This window comes from Pseudomonas sp. B2021 (assembly GCF_018135665.1).
In the GTDB taxonomy this organism is placed as follows: Bacteria; Pseudomonadota; Gammaproteobacteria; order Pseudomonadales; family Pseudomonadaceae; genus Aquipseudomonas; species Aquipseudomonas lactis.
The window spans coordinates 5,243,006-5,265,038 of sequence record NZ_SMOF01000001.1 but is presented as its reverse complement, the minus strand read 5'-3'; the positions used below and the strand labels follow the sequence as shown (position 1 = coordinate 5,265,038).

The window sequence follows — 22,033 nt, the reverse complement described above, 5'->3', positions numbered from 1 at the left end:
CTAACTCAGGAGACTCCTGTTCGAGCTGACATCTCTCCAAGAACCCTACACCTCCTGATAGCCTTATGCTACCTGATTGGTGGCTGCACCGCTCGCTTGCGAATCGCTGAAAAGATCTTGCAAGGTTTGTTTTGGCACCCAGCTAGGCTCTGTCAGTGTGAGCGACCGCCAAATGTCTTCGGCGTAGGCCTGAGTGACCGAGTCTTTTTTGAGCTCGAACTAGGCGGTGGCCACGTTCTCGAAGGTATGTTCCGTTTCTGCGCGCTTGGCTTCATTCAGCGTATTGCGCTGCACCTTCGGATCGATGCCTTGCGCGAGCAGCTCGCGCGCTTCGACTGCCTTCTTTCGTGCGTTCGCCAGTGACAGTTCGGGGTAGGTCCCGAAGCCGATGTTGATGCGCTTCTTGGTCACCGATTCGCGGTAATTGAAATTCCACAGCAACGGGCCGTTGCTGTGTACGCGGAGCTGCAAACCGTCACCGTCGGTGAGGACGTAATCCTTGGACGCGGGTTTGACTCCCTTGAGCTGTCGATCAGAGGCGGAGGTTTTGGTCAGCATGATATTCTCCTCTGACACCGGTTCGGTATTCCAAGGTTGGCATCGGATGGGCGGGAGCACCGTCTGGAATACCCAAACGGTTGGAACTCAAAAATTTCAGAAGACCGCAATAGCGCTGGTAACCGCGTATTTACTGGATTCCAGACACAAAAAAAGACGTCCAAGGACGTCTTTTTTCGTTCAATTGGTGGAGCCGGGGGGATTTGAACCCCCGTCCGCCAGTACTCCGCTGTCGGTACTACATGCGTAGCCGTTTCTATTAAGTTAACCCTCAGCGACCCGAAGGGCAGGGTGCTTTGGGCGAGTTGTGTAAGTTTTAGCCGCTTCGTCCACAACGTACTGCACGGCGATTCTGTTCTATATGACAATCACTTTGGGTTTACAGACATCCCCTGGTGATTGCTGGACCCGAAGGTACCAGAAGCTCAGGGCTAAGGCTGCTTACGCAGCGAGAGCGAATTCCTGGCCGTAGTTTTCGTCATTGGCAACTATAAGAAGTTGCAACAGTGGATTTACGAGTTCTGTTACCAACTCGGCATGCACCTAAAGTTTCGCGACCGGCGTCGAATCCTAAACGGCCCCGTGCTTGTAACTCGTTGTTTCTTAGTGAGTGACAAGCCTGTGCAGTGTACGCCAAAAGCTTGGCGAAGGCCAACCCGAAGGTTGGCCCTCTCGCTTACTGGCCGCCTCTCTCGCTGTTCTGCAGGTCTTGCAGGGCCTTGGAGGTGATTTCGATGCACTTCTTCTCATCACCTGCGGCGTGGGCGGCCTTCGCTTGGGAGACGGCGGTGTCTATTTCGCCACTTTTACCGCTGGTGTCGGTGGCGAGCAGGGCTTTGCCGTTGTTGATTTTGTCCAGGTTGATCTGGCACAGGTCTTTGTCACTGGCGGCGAAAGCGGGGGAGGCGAGCATCGCAGCGGTCATGAACAAGCCAGCAAGAGCGGAACGCTTCATAGGGTGTCTCCTTGCGCAAAAGGGCTCGACGCTGCTGGCGTGCAACCGCTGCCAGCGACATCACTGATGGGCCTCGTTTGTCGAGGCCTATGCAGATGACTGCGCCGGCGCGCGAGGGTTCGTTTTTTTTGCCGGGTCAGTGGGCGCGGGCGCGGGTGACGCGGTCTACCAGGTAGACCAGGCCGTGGTAGTCGATGCCGCCATGCTGGCTCAGGCCGATCTCGCAGGTGCGGCTGGTGGAGATGCCTTCGCTGCAATATTGCACGGCGTCCTTGAGTGAGCGCAGGGAGTGGGCATTGAGTTCCGGGGTGGTGAAGCCTTTGTCGCCGGCAAAGCCGCAGCAATGAATGCCTTCGGGGATCACCACGGTTTTGGCGCAGCGTCGTGCGAGTTCGATCAGTGCCTGGCTCTCGCCCAGGTGTTGGGTGCTGCAGGTGACGTGCACGGCGATGGGCGCTTCCTGGGGCGTGAAGTCGAGGCGGTCCATCAGGTGGGTGCGGATAAAGCGCACGGGGTCGTAGAGGTCCAGGCGCGTTTCTCCCAACTCTTGCACCAGGCGTAGGGTGCAGGGGCTGGTGTCGCAGTAGATCGGGTCGAGGCCGCCGCGGCTGGCGTGGAGCAGGGCGCCGATCAGTTCCTGGCGCTTGTGTTCGGCCTGCTCGGCGTAGCCTTTGGAGGCGAAGGGCTGGCCGCAGCAGAGGCTGTCCTGGTTGTCGGGGAAGACTACCTGGTAGCCGGCTTTTTCCAGCAGTTGGCGGGTTTTGTCGTACAGCGACATTTGCTCTTTATCACCGGCTGCCGGGCCCATGGCGCGGGAGACGCAGGCGGCTAGGTAAACCACGCGCGGGCGCGCGTCCGTCACAGCGGGGCTGAAGCGGATGGCTTTTTCGGGCTGTGGCATGGCGTTGGTCCACTGCGGTATTTGCCCTTTGGACAGCTTGGTCAGCGTGCTCGAGAGCCTGGCCAGCCGTGGGGCGCCCAGCAGCATGCGTGCGCCATTGGCGACGTGCAGGGTAAAGCGCGCACCTTGCAGCGCGGTGGCGAAATGGCTGGCGAGCCAGTCGGCGGTTTTCGTACGGTCGGCCTCGCGGCTGCGCAGTTTTTTCACCAGGTCGCCGGTATTGATGCCTACAGGGCAACGTTGCGCGCATAAGCCAGTTGCGGCGCAGGTGTCGATGCCCTGGTAGTGGTAGGCCGCTTCCAGTTCGGTGGTGTCCACGCCTGCGCGTTTTTTGGCCTGGATATCGCGCCAGATCACGATGCGCTGGCGCGGGCTCAGGGTCAGGCCTTTTGAAGGGCACACCGGTTCGCAGAACCCGCACTCGATGCACTTATCCACAAGCTCATCGGCGGCGGGCAACGGCTTGAGGTGTTTAAGGTGGATCTGCGGGTCTTCGCTGAGCACCACGTCCGGGTTGAGGATGCCGTTGGGGTCGAGCAGGCGCTTGAGCTGCCACATCAGTTGATAAGCGTCGCTGCCCCATTCCAGTTCGACGAAAGGGGCCATATTGCGGCCGGTGCCGTGTTCAGCCTTCAGCGAGCCACCGAACTCCACGGCCACCAGTTGCGCAACGTCGTCCATGAACGCTTGATAGCGTGCGACTTCTTCGCTGCTGTTGAAGCCTTGGGTGAACACAAAGTGCAGATTGCCTTCCAGGGCATGTCCGAAAAGGATGGCTTCGTCGTAGTGGTGTTTGTCGAACAGTGCGATCAAGCGGTTCACGCCAATCGCCAGTTGTTCTACCGGGAAGGTCACGTCTTCGATGATCACGGTGGTGCCGGTTTTGCGTACGGCGCCTACGGCGGGGAAGGTGTCTTTGCGGATGGCCCACAGGCGTGCGTTTTCCAGTGGGTCTTCGGTGAAGTCGACTTGTTTCTCCACGGGAAACGCCGCCAGGGACGCCATGATCAGCGTCAGTTGTTCGTGCAGCAGTGAGGGCGAAGCGGCGCGGGATTCGATCAGCAGTGCGCAGGCGTTTTCCGATAGATGCTGTACGAAAGCAGGCATACCCGGTTTGTCCTGCACCGAGCGCATGCTGCGTCGGTCAAGCAGTTCAACAGCTGAGACTGGCTGGGTTTTCAGCACGGTGACGGCATTGCAGCAGGTTTCGACATCCGGGAAGACGATCAGCGCCGAGGCTTTATTGGGGTGATCGATCACCGTGTCGTAGGTGACGGCACTGATAAACCCCAGGGTGCCCTCGGAGCCGACCAGCAGGTGGCTGAGGATATCCAGCGGGTCATCGAAATCCACCAAGGCATTGAGTGACAGACCGGTGGTGTTTTTCAGACGGTATTTGTGGCGGATCTTTGCCGCCAGCTCAGTATTTGCCCTTGTCTGGCGACCTAGTAGGGCCAGGCTTTCAAGCAGTGCGCCATGTGACTGGCGGAAGGCTTGCACGCTGGCGGCATCTTCGGTGTCCAGGCGGCTACCATCAGCCAGCACCAGGCGGATGCCCGCCAGGGTGTGGTAAGTGTTTTGCGCCGTGCCGCAGCACATGCCACTGGCGTTGTTGGCGACGATTCCGCCGATCTTGCAAGCATTGATAGACGCTGGGTCCGGCCCGATCTTGCGCCCGAACGGTGCGAGCCAGGCATTGGCCTGGGCGCCGATCACGCCGGGTTGCAGGCGTATCTGGGTGCCTTGCCCGCGAATTTCGCGGTGGTTCCAGTTATCACCCAGCACGATCAGCACCGAGTCGCTGATGGCCTGGCCCGAGAGGCTGGTGCCTGCGGCACGGAAGGTCACCGGCACGCGGTCGCGCTGGGCCAGTTGCAGCAGTGTCACCACTTCGTCTTCTGACTCCACGCGGATCACCAGTTGTGGGATCAGTCGGTAGAAGCTGGCGTCGGTGCCGAAGGCGAGGGTGGAAAGTGGATCGTCGAAGCGGCGATCTTGCGGGATCAGTTGTGCGACGTCGCTCAGGAAAGCAGCAGGCAGGCTCATCGGTCCTCCAGAAATAGCAGACGCCGGAAGGATGCCCCGGCGTCGATTCTTACCCTATTACGTGCAGGTCTCAGTGCACCAGCATACCGGTGAACCAGTACGCCTGCGCCAAGGTGATCAGCCCGACGATGGTGGCAAAAAACAGGCTGTGCTTGAGGGTAAAGCGGAACAGGTCGGATTCCTTGCCCACCAGGCCGGTGGCGGCGCAGGCCACGGCGATCGATTGCGGCGAGATCATTTTGCCGGTCACGCCACCGCTGGTGTTCGCTGCTACCAGCAGCGTGTCGTTGACGCCGATCTGGTGCGCGGTAGTGGCTTGCAGTGAGCTGAACAGGGCGTTGGATGAGGTATCGGAGCCTGTCAGGAAAACTCCCAGCCAGCCGAGGAATGGCGAGAAGAACGGGAAGGCAGCACCGGTGCCGGCCAGAACCAGGGCCATGGTCGAGGACATGCCGGAGTAGTTGGTGACGAAGGCGAATGCCAGCACCATGCCGATGGACAGGATCGGCCAGCGCAGCTCAAAGAAGGTTTCTTTTAAAGTGGTAAGACCAGTTTTGACGTCGATTTTCAACACCAGCATGGAGACCAGTGCCGAGAAGAAGATTGCAGTACCGGTGGCCGAAATCGGGTCCAGCTTGAAAACGGCCGGGATGGCGGTGGGGTTGGTCACGATGGGCGCGACTTTAACCACCAGTTGATCCAGGTGCGGGATCGCGAAATTGAACACCCAGCCGTACATCGAGCCGCCCGCGGCGAACAGGGCCTTGAAGGGTTTGAGAGTCCAGATGGTCACCAGTACGGTGAGGATCAGGAACGGCGACCACGCCTTGAAAATTTGCCCCAGGCTGTAGGGCGAAACCACGGTGTTGCGTGGCAAGCCGAAGCCGCCGGCGCTGGAAGTGACCGCTACGCTGGAGGTGGCGCCGGCAATTTGTGCGCCTGCGGTGCGCTTGGGTTGCCAGACCTTCAGGAACAGCGTCAGGGCAATCAGGCTGGCGAGTGCCGAGGTGATGTCCGGCAGCTCTGGGCCAATGAAGTTGGAGGTGAAATATTGGGTGACGGCAAAGCTCAAGCCGGCCACCAAGGCTGCCGGCCAGGTTTCGCGAACGCCGCGCAGGCCGTCCATCATGAACACCAGCCAGAACGGCACGAACAGCGACAGCAGCGGCAGTTGGCGGCCGGTCATGGCGCCAATCTTGAACGCATCAATGCCGGTGACCTGGCCGGCGACGATGATCGGAATGCCCAATGCGCCGAAAGCCACGGGCGCGGTATTGGCAATCAGGCACAAGCCGGCGGCGTACAGAGGGTTGAAGCCCAGGCCCACCAGCAGCGCGGCGGTGATCGCCACGGGCGCGCCGAAACCGGCGGCACCTTCCAGGAAGGCACCAAAGCAGAAGCCGATCAGCAGCACCTGCAAGCGCTGGTCATCGGTGATCGACAAGACGGAGCTGCGAATGATCTCGAACTGGCCGCTCTTGACCGTCAATTTGTACAGGAATACCGCCGCGACGATGATCCAGGCGATGGGCCACAGGCCGTAGGCAAAACCATAACCGGCCGCAGCCAGCGCCATGTCTACCGGCATCTGGAAGGCGAAAATGGCGACCAGGATCGACAGGGCCAGGGTGATGCTGCCGGCCACATGGCCTTTGAGGCGGAGCACGGCCAGCGCCAGGAAGAAGAATACGATGGGAACGACGGCGGCCAGTGCGGACAGGCCGAGGCTGCCGAGTGGGCTGTAAAGCTGTTGCCAGGTTTGCATATGGGGTGGCCCCTGATTGTTGTTGTTTGGTGAGCTTGGGTAATTGGTAATACCAATTTACAATCGCTGTGGGCTAGATTAAGAGGCTGGGCAGGGGTGTGTCAATTTGCCGCCTGCGAAACTTTGGTCGTAGGTCGGGAGGCGGGGCGTTCTGATCAGCGAAATTGAAGGCGTTCTGATAGGTGCTGCCGGCACGTCGATAGGCCAGAATAGGGGCCCCGGCGAGTGGTCGGGATGGTGGAGAGTTGAGTTATGGGGTTTGATCAGGTGCGTCAGCGCCGTTTGTCTGACGATATTGTCGAGCAGCTTGAGGGCATGATTCTCGAGGGCACGCTGAAGTCGGGCGAGCGCTTGCCGGCCGAGCGCGCGCTGGCTGAGCGCTTTGGTGTGTCGCGCCCATCGTTGCGTGAGGCGATTCAGAAGCTGGCGGCCAAGGGGTTACTGGTCAGTCGCCAGGGCGGTGGCAACTATGTGGTGGACTCCCTGGGTTCGACCTTCAGTGATCCGCTGCTGCATTTGTTGGAAAGCAATCCCGAAGCGCAACGCGATCTGCTGGAGTTTCGCCAGACCCTTGAGGCTTCGTGTGCTTATTACGCGGCGTTACGCGCCACGGAGGTTGACCGTGAACGGCTGACCGCAGCGTTTGAAGCGTTGCAGGATTGCTATGCGCGCGCCGACGAAGTGAGTCGAGTGGAGGAGGGTGCTGCGGATGCAAGGTTTCACTTGGCGATTGCCGAAGCCAGTCATAACGCCGTGTTGCTGCACACCATTCGCGGGCTGTTCGACCTGCTCAAGCGTAACGTGGTGACGAATATTGGTGGCATGTACCAGCAGCGTACCGAGACCCGCGACATGCTGATCAATCAGCATCGGGACTTGTACCTGGCCATCATCGAGGGGCGGGCCGAGCAGGCGCGCGAAGTCTCGACACGGCATCTGCTGTATGTGCAGGAGGTGTTGGAGGAGGTGCGTCAGGAGGTTCAACGCGTGGCTCGGGCGGAGCGACGCAAAGGGATGTAGCCCGCGTGGGCTACACCGTCACAAGGATTATTCTTCCTTGCCCTTGTTGCGCACGGCGCGATGCAGTTCGCGATTAGAATCGCGCTCGCGTTCGGTGTCGCGCTTGTCGTATTCCTTCTTGCCCTTGCCCAATGCGATCTCGCATTTGACCAGGTGCTTGCTCCAGTACCAGGACAAGCAGACACACGCGTAGCCTTTTTGCTGCACGGCTGCGGCGAGTTTTTCGAGCTCGCGGGCATTGAGCAACAACTTGCGCGTACGCACCGGGTCGGCAATCACGTGGGTGCTCGCGGTGGTCAGCGGAGTGATATGACTGCCAAGCAGCCATGCCTCGCCATCCTTGAGCAGCACATAACTGTCGACCAGCTGCAGTTTGCTGGCACGCAGACTTTTTACTTCCCAGCCGGCCAGGACCAGACCAGCCTCGAACCGATGTTCGATGAAGTAATCGTGTCGCGCTTTTTTATTTTGCGCGATGGTCCCTGTGGGGTGTTTCTTTTGTTTAGCCATAGGGGCGGCATTATAGGGAGTTGCGAGCGTGTCGGCTACGGTCAACCTGTGTGCTTGAGCGAGTTGGACGAATCCCGGACAATGCGGGCAGTTCTTTGGTTTTTTTCTCTCGCGGATTGGGCTGTTCTTTCGCGATGTTTGCCTTAAGCAGTGGAAGTAACGCTCACATGACGACGCATATTCAACGTTCGGCCCTGTTGCCCTACCCGGCGCAGGCGCTCTATGACCTGGTCAACGACGTGGCGCGTTACCCAGAGTTTCTGCCTTGGTGCTCGACGGCCGAGGTTCTGGAGAGCAGTGACGAGCACATGGTTGCCAGTGTGGGAGTGGCCAAGGGCGGCCTCAGCCAGCATTTTGTGACGCGCAATGTGCTGGTGCCGGGTCAATCCATTGAAATGAACCTGCAGGAAGGGCCGTTCACCCAACTGCACGGTGTGTGGGTGTTCAAGGCGCTGACGGACAAGGCCTGCAAGATCAGCCTGGATCTTTCGTTTGATTATGCCGGGCCGATTGTTCGTGCGACGTTAGGGCCTTTGTTCAATCAGGCAGCCAATACCTTGGTGGACGCGTTCTGTCAGCGCGCCAAGCAACTGCATGGTTGAGATTGAGGTGGTGTTCGCCGCTGAGGATCGCCAGGTGTTGCTGGGGGTAAAGGTGGCTGAAGGCACTAGTTTACGCGAGGCGGTGCGGGCGTCGGGAATGGCAGCGCATTTTCCTGATGTTGATCTGGCTGATTGCCCGGTGGGTATCTTTGGCAAGGTCGTCGTGGATGCACAGGTGCGCTGCGTACAAGCCGGTGACCGTATTGAGATCTATCGGCCTTTACTGGCCGACCCTAAAGAGGTGCGCAGGTTGCGCGCGGCCAAGGCGGCATTGGCCAGGCAAGCGAATTCTTGAGCTTGCCAAATGGCAGCGTAGCTATCTGCACCGCTGCGATACGAAGCTGAACCCGTAATGGCCTGCCAACTGACACATATCTCCCTGGAACCCCGCGATCCAACTGCGGGAGCGGGGTTGCCTGCGATGGCGGTGGTTCAGTTGAAGATTAATTGACTGACACACCGCCTTCGCGAGCAAGCCCGCTCCCACAGGGGATTGGTGCCAGGCGCTGATGCTGTGGGCAATATAGCTATGCAAATGGCAGGCAACAAAAAGCCCGGCATGCCGGGCTTTTTATCGAGCGCAAAATTATTGCGGGCTGGTGTCCAGAGGCTCAGGCGTCGGCACGGGCACGGTTTCCACGTTGTCGATGTCTTTCTGGATGCTGTCCAGCAACGAACCTGGCTTGGCCGGTACCTCGGATTTTGGTTTTTCGGCTTCCTGCGCAGGGGCGGTCACGTTGGTGCCGCTGTCCTTGCCCAGCAAGGCTTCATCGCGGCTTACGCCGGGCATGAAGTCACCGGACAGGCTCACGAGCTGGTCATTGCCATTGAAGATGACACTGACGCGCTCCTGCTGGCGTTCACCGCCACCAGGCTGCAGGCTGTACAGATAATCCCAGCGATCGGCATGGAAAGTGTCGGTCAGCAGGGGATTACCCATGATAAACCGTACTTGCCGTCGGGTCATTCCCGGGCGTAACTGGTCTATCATGTCCTGCGTGACGACATTGCCCTGCTGGATGTCGATTTTGTAAACCCCGGGGAATGAACAACCGGCGAGTGCGAGCAGTCCCACAAAGGTGAAACTGGTTAGCAAGAGCTTGGTGTTTTGCATCGGTGGGCGACTTCCACTATCTTGGCTGGGACAACGTAAACGCCGATCATACCCGTATTAAGAGAAGCTGCGAAGCAGCATCCGCGAGAAAGCTAACCATGGTTGAAAATAGCGAACTACGCAAAGCCGGTCTCAAAGTGACTCTGCCACGAGTCAAGATTCTACAAATGCTCGATTCTGCTGAGCAGCGCCACATGAGTGCCGAAGACGTTTACAAGGCGCTGATGGAGTCTAACGAGGACGTCGGCCTGGCCACGGTCTACCGTGTACTGACCCAGTTTGAAGCCGCAGGGCTGGTGGTTCGTCATAATTTCGACGGCGGTCATGCGGTGTTTGAATTGGCTGACGGTGGTCACCATGACCACATGGTTGACCTGGATACCAATGAGGTTATCGAGTTCACCAGCCCTGAAATCGAAGCGCTACAGCACAAGATTGCTGAGGAGCATGGGTTCGATTTGGTCGATCACAATCTCGTGTTGTACATCCGTAAGAAAAAGTAAAAATCGACGCAGTTTTGCTTTGCGAAACGATTGAAGGCGACCCTCGGGTCGCCTTCGTGCTTTCTATAAGAGGGAAAGGTGTCGCTTCAAGCCTTCGCGGCTACCACCATTTTTTTCGCGTGAGCCAAGGACTCCTTGGTCAAGTCGATACCACCAAGCATCCGCGCCACTTCTTCTACCCGTTCCGACTTGTTCAGCTTGGAGACGGCTGTGTGTGTCGCGTCACTACCGCGCACCTTGTGCACAAACAGGTGCTGATGCCCTTGGGCTGCCACTTGCGGCAAGTGGGTCACCGTAAGCACCTGGCCGCGATCCCCCAGGCGGCGCAGCAATTGGCCAACGATTTCTGCGGTCGGCCCGCCAATGCCCACATCCACTTCATCGAATACCAGGGTGGGTACCCGTGAGGTCTGGGCGGTAATCACCTGGATCGCCAGGCTGATGCGCGACAGTTCGCCGCCGGAGGCCACTTTGGCCAGAGCCTTGAGCGGTTGGCCGGGGTTGGCACTCACCAGCAGTTCGACGTGCTCCAGCCCATGGGGCTGCAATTCTTGACTGGCGTTGGGATGCAGCTCGATGGTGAAGCGCCCGCCTGGCATGCCCAGGCGTTGGATTTCCAGCTCAACGGCGCTGGCCAGGCTGGTGGCTGCTTGCTGGCGCAGGGCGCTCAGCTCCCGGGCCTTTTCCTGATAATGACGGGCAAACGAAGCGAGCTCTTCGCCCAGGCGCTCGATGGATTCGTCGTTCGCGTTGAGTGTTTCGATTTCATCCAGCAGTTTCTGCTGCATGGTTGCGACTTCAGTCGGCTGGATTCGATGCTTGCGAGCCAGGGTATAAATAGTGTCCAGGCGCTCCTCTATTTCCTGCAGGCGAGCTGGGTCGGCGTCGAAGTGATCCAGGAAACGATTGAGTTCGCCCACGGCCTCTTCAACCTGGATCTGCGCGCTGGTCAGCAGGGTGGTCGCTTCACTCAGCGAGCCAGAAGCATTGTTCACGCTGGACAGGCGATTGAGGCTGGCGGTCAGTGCGTTGAGCACATTGCCGGAGTCGCTCTCGCTACATTGTTCGACCACCTGGCGGCAGATGCCCAGCAGGGTTTCGGCGTTGGTCAGGTTCTTGTGTTCCTGCTCAAGCTGTTCCAGCTCGGTCTCACCCAGGCCCAGGCTTTCGAGCTCTTCCAATTGATAGCTGAGCAACTGGTGGCGGGCGCGTTGTTCGTCGCCGGAGTTGGAGAGGCGTTCCAGTTCCTGGCGTGTCTGGCGCCAGCGTTGGGCGGCCAGTTGTACTTGCCGGGAAAGGTCGGTGGCACCGGCGTACTCATCGAGCAGGCGGCGGTGGGTATCGGTTTTCAACAGGGATTGGTGTTCGTGCTGACTGTGGATATCAATCAGCAATTCACCCAGGGCTTTCAGGTCGCCCAGTGGGCAAGGCGTACCGTTGATATAGCCGCGGGAGCGCCCCTCGGCGGTGATCACCCGGCGCAGAATGCAGGGGCCTTCATTATTAAGGTCGCGCTCGGCCAGCCATGCCTCGGCTTCGGGGATGTCCGCCAGGTCGAAGGTGGCCAGAATGTCGGCCTTGTCGGAGCCAGGGCGTACCACGCCACTGTCGGCGCGGTCGCCGAGGGTCAGGCCGAGGGCGTCGAGCATGATCGACTTGCCGGCGCCGGTTTCGCCTGTGATTACGCTCATCCCGCGATCCAGTTCGAGATCCAGGTGTTCAACGATGGCGTAGTTATGTACAGACAGGTGCACGAGCATGACGGCCGCTCCCAGGCTTTAGGTCTGGTTATTTATACAGTGTTTTGTTCAGGCCTGACAATCCTGGCGTTTAGCTCGATTTGCTTGAGTCGCGATTTTTTTTAGCGCGATGTGGAATGAGCGTGAAGGAAATGATCCAGGTCAATCGAAAGACTTTTGGTAACGCCTGCGCCCTTGAACCTGAAAATTGTGGCCCCATATACCGGAGCAGAAGCGCGAGTTGAGTTCGCGCATGATTTTGAAAGGAGAAATCTATGGCTGACGAACAGACGCAGGATACGCAAACTCCAGACGCCAATTCGGCTGCCGGTGATGAACTGGCGACTCGTGTGCAGGTGCTCGAAGAGCAATTGGCCGCTGCGCAGGATCAATCGTTGCGTGTTGCCGCCGATCTGCAGAACGTCCGCCGCCGTGCCGAGCAGGATGTAGAGAAGGCTCACAAGTTCGCGCTGGAAAAATTCGCCGGTGACCTGCTGCCGATCATCGACAGCCTGGAGCGTGGTCTTGAGTTGTCCAACCCGGACGACGAAAACATCCGCCCAATGCGCGAAGGCATTGAGCTGACCCTGAAAATGTTCCAGGACACCCTGAAGCGTTATCAGTTGGAAGCGATTGATCCGCAAGCCGGCGAGCCGTTCAATGCTGGGCATCACCAAGCCATGGCCATGCAGGAAAGCCATGACCTGGAACCCAATAGCGTGATCAAGGTGTTCCAGAAGGGTTACCAGCTCAACGGTCGCCTGATGCGCCCGGCAATGGTGGTGGTGAGCAAGGCTCCTGCACCCGTTGCACCTTCTATTGATGAGCAGGCTTGAAATACGCCGCAAGGCCCCCATTTATAAGTCAAGCGTTTAAGTGCTACCGCAGTTAGCCAAAACTGCTGCGGCAACCAAATTCAAGTTTCGGGAGAGTAAATCATGGGCAAAATTATCGGTATCGACCTGGGGACTACCAACTCCTGCGTCTCCGTGCTGGAAAACGGCGTTGCAAAAGTTATTGAAAACGCCGAAGGCGCACGTACCACCCCGTCGATCATCGCTTACGCCAACGACGGTGAAATCCTCGTCGGCCAATCGGCCAAGCGTCAGGCAGTGACCAACCCGCACAACACCCTGTACGCGGTAAAGCGTCTGATCGGTCGTAAGTTCGACGAAGAAGTCGTACAGAAAGACATCAAGATGGTGCCTTACAAAATCGCCAAGGCCGACAACGGTGACGCCTGGGTTGAAGTGAACGGCCAGAAGATGTCGCCGCCACAAATCTCGGCTGAAATCTTGAAAAAGATGAAGAAGACCGCCGAAGACTACCTCGGTGAAGCAGTGACTGAAGCGGTGATCACCGTTCCTGCCTACTTCAACGACAGCCAGCGTCAGGCCACCAAAGACGCCGGCCGCATCGCGGGCCTGGATGTAAAACGTATCATCAACGAACCAACCGCAGCTGCTCTGGCTTACGGTATGGACAAGGCCAAGGGCGATCACACCGTGATCGTTTACGACCTGGGTGGCGGTACATTCGACGTCTCCGTGATCGAGATCGCAGAAGTTGACGGCGAGCACCAGTTTGAAGTGTTGGCCACCAACGGTGACACCTTCCTGGGTGGTGAAGACTTTGACATTCGTCTGATCGACTACCTCGTTGACGAATTCAAGAAAGAAAGCGGCATGAACCTCAAAGGTGACCCGCTGGCCATGCAGCGCCTGAAAGAAGCCGCTGAAAAAGCCAAGATCGAGCTGTCTTCCGCTCAGTCGACCGACGTGAACCTGCCGTACATCACTGCAGACGCTACCGGTCCTAAGCACTTGAACGTGAAAATCTCGCGTTCCAAGCTCGAAGCACTGGTTGAAGACCTGGTTCAGCGCACCATCGAACCTTGCCGTATCGCGCTGAAAGACTCCGGTATCGACGTTGGCTCTATCAACGACGTGATCCTGGTGGGCGGTCAGACCCGTATGCCACTGGTTCAGAAGCTGGTCACCGAGTTCTTCGGCAAAGAAGCTCGTAAAGACGTGAACCCGGACGAAGCCGTTGCCATGGGTGCTGCCATCCAGGGTGCCGTACTGGCCGGTGACGTGAAAGACGTGTTGCTGCTGGACGTAAGCCCGCTGACCCTGGGTATCGAAACCATGGGTGGCGTGATGACTGCGCTGATCGAGAAAAACACCACGATTCCTACCAAGAAATCCCAGGTGTTCTCGACTGCCGATGACAACCAGGGCGCCGTGACTATCCACGTGCTGCAGGGCGAGCGTAAGCAAGCTGCGCAGAACAAGTCCCTGGGCAAGTTCGACCTGGCTGAGATTCCACCAGCACCACGTGGCGTGCCACAAATCGAAGTGACCTTCGACATCGACGCCAACGGCATCCTGCACGTCGGCGCGAAAGACAAGGCCACCGGCAAAGAGCAGAAGATCACCATCAAGGCCAACTCCGGCCTGTCTGATGAAGAAATTCAACAGATGATCCGTGATGCTGAAACCAATGCTGAAGCGGACAAGAAGTTCGAAGAGTTGGCGGGCGCTCGTAACCAGGGTGACGCGCTGGTTCACTCGACGCGCAAAATGATCGCTGATGCTGGCGACAAAGTGACCGACGAAGAGAAAACCGCAATCGAAGCGGCAGTGGTTGCCCTGGAAGCCGCCATCAAAGGCGACGACAAGGCTGCCATCGAAGCCAAGGTTGAGGAACTGTCGAAAGTCTCCGCGCCAGTTGCTCAGAAAATGTACGCCGAACAAGGCCAGCCGGCTGACGGCGCTGCGCAACAAGCAGAGCCTGAAGCCAAGCATGACGACGTTGTCGATGCCGAGTTCGAAGAAGTTAAAGACGACCAGAAGAAGTAACTTGGTCGCCCGGTTGACCGCACACAAGCGGTGACTGGTAGGATGTCGCCGCGCGGGAGCTTGCTCCCGCGTTGGCGTGTCTGGGGTATGCGAATTTTTACAGCATGCGACAACGCTCGGATGCTGGCGGTGTGAACGGGAATGCTCCTGCTTTCCGAATGACAGTCACCGCGTTTTTGGCCGGGTCCCTGGCTGAAAGCAGTAATGACCAGGATCGTTGAATTGACGTGAGTTGGGTCCGGGCCTGTATTGGGGCTCAACGAGTTTGGCAGGGTTCAGGAGGGCCAGGTCGAACGTCCTTAAGAGTGCAAAGACTTATGGCAAAGCGTGACTATTACGAAGTATTGGGTGTGGAGCGTGGCGCCAGCGAGGCGGAGCTGAAAAAGGCCTACCGTCGCCTGGCGATGAAGCACCACCCGGACCGTAATCCGGATAACAAAGAATCCGAAGAGATGTTCAAAGAGGCCAACGAGGCCTACGAATGCCTGTGTGATCCCAATAAGCGTGCAGCCTACGACCAGTATGGCCATGCCGGTGTCGACCCAAGCATGGGCGGCGGCGGTGCCGGTTTTGGTGGTCAGAACTTCTCCGATATTTTCGGCGACGTATTCAGCGACTTCTTCGGCGGTGGCCGTGGCGGTCAGCGTGGCGGCCCTCAGCGCGGCAGCGACCTGCGTTACACCCTGGAACTGAACCTGGAAGAAGCCGTGCGCGGCACCAGTGTCAATATCCGTGTGCCGACGCTGGTCAACTGCAAGCCGTGCGACGGCTCGGGTGCGAAGAAAGGCTCCTCGCCGATCACGTGCCCGACCTGCGGCGGTATTGGGCAGGTGCGCATGCAACAGGGCTTCTTCTCGGTGCAGCAAACCTGCCCGCGTTGCCATGGCCAGGGCAAGATCATTTCCGATCCGTGCGACTCCTGCCACGGCGAAGGCCGCGTCGAAGAGTACAAGACGCTGTCGGTGAAAGTGCCTGCGGGTGTGGATACCGGTGATCGTATTCGCCTGTCGGGCGAAGGCGAGGCGGGTGCCCAGGGTGGCCCTACAGGCGACCTGTACGTGGTGATCAATGTGCGCGAGCACTCGATCTTCCAGCGTGACGGCAAGCACTTGTTCTGCGAAGTGCCGATCAGCTTTGTTGATGCGGCCCTGGGTGGCGAGCTGGAGATTCCGACGCTGGATGGTCGGGTCAAGCTCAAGATTCCCGAGGGGACTCAAACCGGCAAGCAGTTCCGCATTCGTGGCAAAGGCGTTGCGCCCGTGCGTGGTGGCGGTGCTGGCGACCTGATGTGTCGTGTGGCGGTTGAAACCCCCGTGAACCTGAATCGTCGTCAGCGTGAACTGCTGGAAGAGTTCCGCAGCTCGCTGGAAGGCGATGACTCGCACTCACCGAAGACCACAGGCTTCTTCGACGGTGTAAAACGCTTCTTCGGCGACCTGTAAGGATCTGAATATGCGACGTATAGCCGTAATGGGCGCTGCCGGGCGCATGGGCAAGACGCTGGTCGAGGCGGTGCAGCAACGCTCGCCGGCCTCCGGGCTGACGGCGGCGATTGTTCGCCCAGGCAGTACGTTGATCGGCGCGGACGCAGGTGAGTTGGCCTCATTGGGTCGCATCGGTGTTTCGCTGTCTGGCAACCTTGAGCAGGTGGCTGACGAATTCGACGTGCTGATCGACTTCACCCTGCCGGAAGTGATGCTGAAAAATCTGGCCTTCTGCCGCAAGGCAGGCAAGGCCATGGTGATCGGCACGACCGGTTTGAGTGCCGAGCAGAAGCACTTGCTGGTGGAGGCGGGCAAGGATATTCCGATCGTCTTCGCGGCCAATTTCAGCGTGGGTGTGAACCTGTCGCTGAAGTTGCTGGACCTGGCGGCGCGTGTGCTGGGGGATGAAGCGGATATCGAGATTATCGAGACCCATCATCGCCACAAGATCGACGCGCCTTCGGGCACGGCCTTGCGCATGGGTGAAGCCATTGCCGATGCGCTGGGTCGCGATCTGTCGAAAGTGGCGGTGTACGGGCGTGAGGGCCATACCGGTGCGCGTGCGCGTGACACCATTGGTTTCGCGACCGTGCGCGGTGGTGATGTGGTCGGTGATCACACGGTGCTGTTTGCCACCGAAGGTGAGCGCCTGGAAATCACCCACAAAGCCTCCAGCCGCATGACCTTCGCCAAGGGCGCAGTGCGTGCTGCACTCTGGTTGGAAGGGCGTGAGCCGGGCCTGTACGACATGCGTGACGTGCTGGACCTGCACTAAGCAGTAGCTAAAACGGGGCCTCAGGATTATCCTGTGGCCCTGTTTTTACCCGCTAGGCGACGTCCTGTCGCATTCCCCTGCCTTTAAGGCTCATTAGCGGTGGACCAAAAAAGCCTTTTTCTGTAAGCTACAGCTTTAGTGTGTCCACTAAAAGCGCGCAGAATAATTCAGTGAAGAAGCGGGGTGACGTGTCCATACGTCACTCCGCTTTTTTACAACCTGCGATCGCCCTTTCAGGCTTTATTTACGGGAGGTCTTCTTGACTAAGCCAGCCATACTCGCCCTTGCTGATGGCAGCATTTTTCGCGGCGAAGCCATTGGAGCCGACGGTCAAACCGTTGGAGAGGTGGTGTTTAACACCGCCATGACCGGCTATCAGGAAATCCTTACCGATCCTTCCTACGCCCAACAGATCGTTACCCTGACCTATCCGCACATCGGCAACACCGGCACCACGCCGGAAGATGTCGAGTCTGATCGTGTCTGGTCGGCGGGCCTGGTGATTCGTGACCTGCCACTGGTTGCGAGCAACTGGCGTAACACGATGTCGCTGTCCGATTACCTGAAAGCCAACAACGTTGTGGCGATCGCCGGTATCGATACGCGCCGCCTCACGCGCATCCTGCGTGAAAAAGGCTCGCAGAACGGCTGCATCATGGTCGGTGACAATATCTCCGAAGAGGCGGCGATTGCCGCGGCGCAAGGTTTCCCTGGCCTGAAGGGCATGGACCTGGCGAAAGTCGTCAGCGTCAAAGAGAAGTACGAGTGGCGTTCCACTGTGTGGGATCTGAAGACCGACAGCCACGCGACTATCGAGGCTGCCGATCTGCCTTACCACGTGGTGGCTTATGACTACGGCGTCAAGTACAACATCCTGCGCATGTTGGTCGAGCGTGGCTGCCGCGTGACCGTGGTACCCGCGCAAACGCCTGCCAGCGATGTGCTCGCGATGCAGCCGGACGGCGTGTTCCTGTCCAACGGCCCGGGTGACCCTGAGCCATGCGACTACGCTATCCAGGCCATCAAGGATGTGCTGGAGACCGAGATTCCGGTGTTCGGCATCTGCCTTGGCCACCAGTTGCTGGCTTTGGCCTCCGGCGCCAAGACCCTGAAAATGGGCCACGGCCACCACGGTGCCAACCACCCGGTACAAGACCTGGACACCGGCGTTGTGATGATCACCAGCCAGAACCACGGTTTTGCGGTGGATGAAGCCTCCCTGCCGAGCAACGTGCGCGCCATTCACAAGTCGCTGTTCGACGGTTCCCTGCAAGGCATCGAGCGCACCGACAAGAGCGCGTTCAGCTTCCAGGGCCACCCTGAAGCCAGCCCGGGCCCGAACGACGTAGCGCCGCTGTTCGACCGTTTCATCAATGAGATGGCCAAGCGACGCTGACTGAGTGGCCTGCGGGCGGCCCCGGATTGCGGTGGCCCCCGCAGGCTCTTCAAAGATTGTTCAAGACGGCTTGCCGACTGACCTGCGGATTTGAGTGACAAACCCATGCCAAAACGTACAGACATAAAAAGCATCCTGATTCTCGGCGCTGGCCCGATCGTGATCGGCCAGGCCTGCGAATTCGACTACTCCGGCGCCCAGGCCTGTAAAGCTCTGCGCGAGGAGGGCTATCGCGTCATCCTGGTGAACTCCAACCCGGCCACCATCATGACCGACCCGGCCATGGCCGACGCCACCTACATCGAGCCGATCAAGTGGCAGACCGTTGCCAAGATCATCGAGAAAGAGCGTCCGGACGCGCTGCTGCCAACCATGGGTGGCCAGACCGCTCTGAACTGCGCCCTGGACCTGGAGCGCGAAGGCGTCCTGGAAAAGTTCGGCGTAGAGATGATCGGTGCCAATGCCGACACCATCGACAAGGCTGAAGACCGTTCGCGTTTCGACAAGGCCATGAAGTCTATCGGCCTGGCGTGCCCACGTTCCGGTATCGCCCACAGCATGGAAGAGGCCAACGCGGTCCTCGAGACCCTGGGCTTCCCGTGCATCATCCGCCCGTCCTTCACCATGGGCGGCACCGGTGGCGGTATTGCCTACAACCGTGAAGAGTTCGAAGAAATCTGCGCTCGCGGCCTGGACCTGTCGCCGACCAAAGAGCTGCTGATCGACGAATCCCTGATCGGCTGGAAAGAATATGAGATGGAGGTTGTCCGCGATAAGAAGGACAACTGCATCATCGTCTGCTCCATCGAAAACTTCGACCCGATGGGCGTGCACACCGGTGACTCGATCACCGTGGCGCCAGCACAGACCCTGACCGACAAGGAATACCAGATCCTGCGTAACGCCTCCCTGGCGGTACTGCGCGAGATCGGCGTTGAAACCGGCGGCTCCAACGTCCAGTTCGGCATCTGCCCGGACACCGGCCGCATGGTCGTGATCGAGATGAACCCACGTGTATCGCGTTCTTCGGCGCTGGCCTCGAAAGCGACTGGCTTCCCGATTGCGCGTATCGCTGCCAAGCTGGCTATCGGCTACACCCTGGACGAGCTGCAAAACGAAATCACCGGCGGCGCTATGCCGGCGTCTTTCGAGCCGTCTATCGACTACGTCGTGACCAAGCTGCCGCGCTTTGCCTTCGAGAAATTCGCCAAGGCTGATGCGCGCCTGACCACCCAGATGAAGTCGGTCGGTGAAGTCATGGCAATCGGCCGTACTTTCCAGGAATCCCTGCAGAAAGCGCTGCGCGGTCTGGAAGTCGGCGTTTGCGGCCTGGACGAAAAGCTCGACCTGAGCAACCCGGAAAGCATGAGCATCCTCAAGCGCGAGCTGACCGTGCCGGGCGCCGAGCGTATCTGGTACGTGGCTGACGCCTTCCGTGCCGGCCTGAGCGTCGAAGATATCTTCGGCATGAACATGATCGACCCGTGGTTCCTGGTGCAGATCGAAGATCTGATCAAAGAAGAAGAGAAGGTCAAGACGCTGGGTCTGTCGTCTATCGATCGCGACTTGATGTTCCGCCTCAAGCGCAAAGGTTTCTCCGACCAGCGTCTGGCCAAGCTGCTGGGTGTGACCGAGAAGAACCTGCGCACTCATCGCCACAAGCTGGATATCTTCCCGGTCTACAAGCGCGTTGACACCTGCGCCGCAGAATTCGCCACCGACACGGCCTACATGTACTCAACTTATGAAGAAGAGTGCGAAGCCGCGCCGACGGGCCGCGACAAGATCATCATCCTGGGTGGCGGTCCGAACCGTATCGGCCAGGGCATCGAGTTCGACTATTGCTGCGTACACGCCGCCCTCGCCCTGCGCGAAGACGGGTACGAGACCATCATGGTCAACTGCAACCCGGAAACGGTTTCCACTGACTACGACACTTCCGACCGCCTGTACTTCGAGCCGGTAACCCTGGAAGACGTCTTGGAAATCTGCCGCGTCGAGAAGCCTAAAGGCGTGATCGTCCAGTACGGCGGCCAGACCCCGCTGAAATTGGCGCGCGCCCTCGAAGCCGCTGGCGTGCCGATCATCGGTACCAGCCCGGATGCTATCGACCGTGCCGAAGACCGTGAGCGTTTCCAGCAAATGGTTGAGCGCCTGAACCTGCGTCAGCCGCCGAACGCCACCGTGCGCAGCGAAGACGAAGCCATTCGTGCGGCCAGCAAGATCGGCTACCCGCTGGTGGTGCGTCCGTCCTACGTACTGGGCGGCCGGGCGATGGAAATCGTCTACGAAGAAGAAGAACTCAAGCGTTACCTGCGTGATGCGGTGAAAGTCTCCAACGACAGCCCGGTGCTGCTGGACCACTTCCTCAACTGCGCCATCGAAATGGACGTGGATGCGGTCTGCGACGGCACCGACGTAGTGATCGGCGCGATCATGCAGCACATCGAGCAAGCCGGCGTTCACTCCGGTGACTCCGCGTGCTCGCTGCCGCCGTACTCGCTGCCGGCGCACATCCAGGATGAGATGCGCGAACAGGTCAAGAAAATGGCCCTCGAGCTGGGCGTTGTCGGCCTGATGAACGTACAGTTGGCGCTGCAAGGCGAAGATATCTACGTCATTGAAGTCAACCCGCGTGCTTCGCGTACCGTACCGTTTGTGTCCAAGTGCATCGGTGTGTCCCTGGCCATGATCGCCGCTCGCGTGATGGCCGGTAAGACCCTGAAGGAAATCGGCTTTACCAAGGAAATCATTCCGAACTTCTACAGCGTGAAAGAGGCAGTGTTCCCGTTCGCCAAATTCCCTGGCGTGGACCCGATCCTGGGCCCAGAGATGAAGTCCACCGGTGAAGTGATGGGCGTGGGCGATACCTTCGGTGAAGCGTTCGCCAAGGCCCAGATGGGCGCCAGCGAAGTGCTGCCGACCGGTGGTACTGCGTTTATCAGCGTGCGTGATGACGACAAGCCACTGGTTGCAGGGGTTGCCCGCGATCTGATCAACTTGGGCTTTGAAGTCGTGGCTACCGCCGGGACCGCCAAGCTGATCGAAGCTGCCGGCCTGAAAGTACGTCGCGTAAACAAGGTGACGGAAGGCCGTCCGCATGTGGTCGACATGATCAAGAATGACGAAGTCACCCTGATCATCAACACCACCGAAGGTCGTCAGTCGATCGCGGACTCCTATTCCATTCGTCGTAATGCCTTGCAGCACAAGATTTACTGCACCACTACCATTGCTGCTGGCGAAGCTATCTGTGAAGCGCTCAAGTTCGGTCCGGAAAAGACCGTGCGTCGCTTGCAGGATCTACACGCAGGATTGAAGGCATGATCAAATACCCAATGACCGTCCAGGGCGCCAAGGCCCTGGAAGAGGAACACGCCCATCTGACCAAGGTCGTACGTCCGAAGCTGAGTCAGGACATCGGTACGGCCCGCGAGCTGGGTGACTTGAAGGAAAACGCTGAATACCACGCTGCTCGCGAGCAGCAGGGGATGGTCGAGGCGCGGATTCGTGACATCGAAGGCCGGATTCAGAATCAGGTCATCATTGATGTCACCTCCATCCCTCATACCGGTAAAGTGATTTTCGGCACCACTGTAGAGATCGCCAACGTCGAGACTGATGAGCGCGTTGTCTATCACATCGTGGGTGAAGATGAAGCTGACTTCAAACTCGGCAAGATCTCTGTTGGTTCGCCGCTGGCCCGCGCCTTGATTGCCAAGGAAGAGGGTGATGTGGTGGCCGTCAAGACGCCGGGTGGCGTGATCGAGTACGAGATTGTCGAAGTTCGTCACATCTGAAAGA

General features: G+C 58.9%; 17 protein-coding genes, 1 other RNA gene and 1 pseudogene. 11 read left to right on the top strand and 8 right to left on the bottom strand.

The window, feature by feature from the left end; all coding sequences use genetic code 11:
• Positions 1-153: 153 nt before the first annotated feature.
• The 5 genes and pseudogenes from E1K68_RS23715 to E1K68_RS23695 all read right to left on the bottom strand — a co-directional run.
• Positions 154-558: pseudogene (locus E1K68_RS23715) on the bottom strand (integrase arm-type DNA-binding domain-containing protein); the annotation flags it as partial.
• 185 nt (positions 559-743) lie between these two features.
• Positions 744-1,140, bottom strand: a transfer-messenger RNA (tmRNA) gene (gene ssrA, locus E1K68_RS23710).
• Positions 1,141-1,234: 94 nt separating this feature from the next.
• Complete coding sequence (locus tag E1K68_RS23705; protein ID WP_212614731.1) at positions 1,235-1,513, bottom strand: hypothetical protein; 279 nt, start codon at positions 1,511-1,513, stop codon at positions 1,235-1,237.
• A 136-nt stretch (positions 1,514-1,649) separates the two neighbouring features.
• Complete coding sequence (locus E1K68_RS23700; RefSeq protein WP_212614730.1) at positions 1,650-4,460, bottom strand: FAD-binding and (Fe-S)-binding domain-containing protein; 2,811 nt, start codon at positions 4,458-4,460, stop codon at positions 1,650-1,652.
• Positions 4,461-4,530: 70 nt separating this feature from the next.
• Positions 4,531-6,225, bottom strand: a complete 1,695-nt coding sequence (locus tag E1K68_RS23695) for a lactate permease LctP family transporter (RefSeq protein WP_212614729.1) — start codon at positions 6,223-6,225, stop codon at positions 4,531-4,533.
• A 252-nt stretch (positions 6,226-6,477) separates the two neighbouring features.
• Here E1K68_RS23695 and E1K68_RS23690 point away from each other — a divergent pair, with 252 nt between their 5' ends.
• Positions 6,478-7,245, top strand: coding sequence for an FCD domain-containing protein (locus E1K68_RS23690; protein WP_014719963.1), 768 nt, complete (start codon positions 6,478-6,480; stop codon positions 7,243-7,245).
• 27 nt (positions 7,246-7,272) lie between these two features.
• Here the strand turns inward: E1K68_RS23690 and smpB are convergent, their stop codons facing one another.
• Positions 7,273-7,755, bottom strand: a complete 483-nt coding sequence (smpB, locus tag E1K68_RS23685) for an SsrA-binding protein SmpB (protein WP_014719962.1) — start codon at positions 7,753-7,755, stop codon at positions 7,273-7,275.
• A 167-nt stretch (positions 7,756-7,922) separates the two neighbouring features.
• On the opposite strand from smpB, the gene E1K68_RS23680 reads away from it, so the two are divergent.
• Both E1K68_RS23680 and E1K68_RS23675 read left to right on the top strand, forming a co-directional pair.
• Positions 7,923-8,357 (top strand): type II toxin-antitoxin system RatA family toxin, encoded by a 435-nt coding sequence (locus tag E1K68_RS23680; RefSeq protein ID WP_003194226.1) that lies wholly within the window; start codon positions 7,923-7,925, stop codon positions 8,355-8,357.
• Positions 8,350-8,652, top strand: a complete 303-nt coding sequence (locus E1K68_RS23675) for an RnfH family protein (protein ID WP_212614728.1) — start codon at positions 8,350-8,352, stop codon at positions 8,650-8,652. The genes E1K68_RS23680 and E1K68_RS23675 overlap by 8 nt, the downstream gene beginning before the upstream one ends.
• 291 nt (positions 8,653-8,943) lie before the next feature.
• On the opposite strand, the gene E1K68_RS23670 is transcribed toward E1K68_RS23675, so the two are convergent.
• Entirely contained in the window at positions 8,944-9,471 is a 528-nt protein-coding gene (locus E1K68_RS23670) for an outer membrane protein assembly factor BamE (protein WP_003194222.1), read from the bottom strand.
• Between the two features lie 98 nt (positions 9,472-9,569).
• Here E1K68_RS23670 and fur point away from each other — a divergent pair, with 98 nt between their 5' ends.
• Positions 9,570-9,974: a ferric iron uptake transcriptional regulator gene (gene fur, locus E1K68_RS23665; RefSeq protein ID WP_003194220.1), complete on the top strand. Its 405-nt coding sequence runs from the start codon at positions 9,570-9,572 to the stop codon at positions 9,972-9,974.
• Positions 9,975-10,060: 86 nt separating this feature from the next.
• On the opposite strand, the gene recN is transcribed toward fur, so the two are convergent.
• Entirely contained in the window at positions 10,061-11,734 is a 1,674-nt protein-coding gene (gene recN, locus E1K68_RS23660; RefSeq protein WP_003194217.1) for a DNA repair protein RecN, read from the bottom strand.
• Positions 11,735-11,988: 254 nt separating this feature from the next.
• Between recN and grpE the strand changes: the two genes are divergently transcribed.
• The 7 genes from grpE to greA all read left to right on the top strand — a co-directional run bounded on the left by grpE (position 11,989) and on the right by greA (position 22,029).
• The gene (gene grpE / locus E1K68_RS23655; RefSeq protein ID WP_212614727.1) at positions 11,989-12,549 is read left to right on the top strand and encodes a nucleotide exchange factor GrpE; all 561 of its coding nucleotides are present in this window, start codon (positions 11,989-11,991) and stop codon (positions 12,547-12,549) included.
• 102 nt (positions 12,550-12,651) lie between these two features.
• The gene (dnaK, locus tag E1K68_RS23650) at positions 12,652-14,574 is read left to right on the top strand and encodes a molecular chaperone DnaK (protein ID WP_003194213.1); all 1,923 of its coding nucleotides are present in this window, start codon (positions 12,652-12,654) and stop codon (positions 14,572-14,574) included.
• Between the two features lie 317 nt (positions 14,575-14,891).
• Positions 14,892-16,016, top strand: coding sequence for a molecular chaperone DnaJ (gene dnaJ, locus E1K68_RS23645; RefSeq protein WP_014719958.1), 1,125 nt, complete (start codon positions 14,892-14,894; stop codon positions 16,014-16,016).
• Positions 16,017-16,026: 10 nt separating this feature from the next.
• Positions 16,027-16,833: a 4-hydroxy-tetrahydrodipicolinate reductase gene (dapB, locus tag E1K68_RS23640; RefSeq protein ID WP_169900229.1), complete on the top strand. Its 807-nt coding sequence runs from the start codon at positions 16,027-16,029 to the stop codon at positions 16,831-16,833.
• A gap of 259 nt (positions 16,834-17,092) precedes the next feature.
• A complete protein-coding gene (gene carA / locus E1K68_RS23635) occupies positions 17,093-18,229 on the top strand; it encodes a glutamine-hydrolyzing carbamoyl-phosphate synthase small subunit (protein ID WP_003194208.1) in 1,137 nt (378 codons plus the stop codon).
• Between the two features lie 105 nt (positions 18,230-18,334).
• Positions 18,335-21,556, top strand: a complete 3,222-nt coding sequence (gene carB / locus E1K68_RS23630; protein ID WP_003194205.1) for a carbamoyl-phosphate synthase large subunit — start codon at positions 18,335-18,337, stop codon at positions 21,554-21,556.
• The gene (greA, locus tag E1K68_RS23625) at positions 21,553-22,029 is read left to right on the top strand and encodes a transcription elongation factor GreA (RefSeq protein WP_003194203.1); all 477 of its coding nucleotides are present in this window, start codon (positions 21,553-21,555) and stop codon (positions 22,027-22,029) included. Before carB ends, greA begins: the two co-directional genes overlap by 4 nt.
• Positions 22,030-22,033 lie beyond the last annotated feature (4 nt).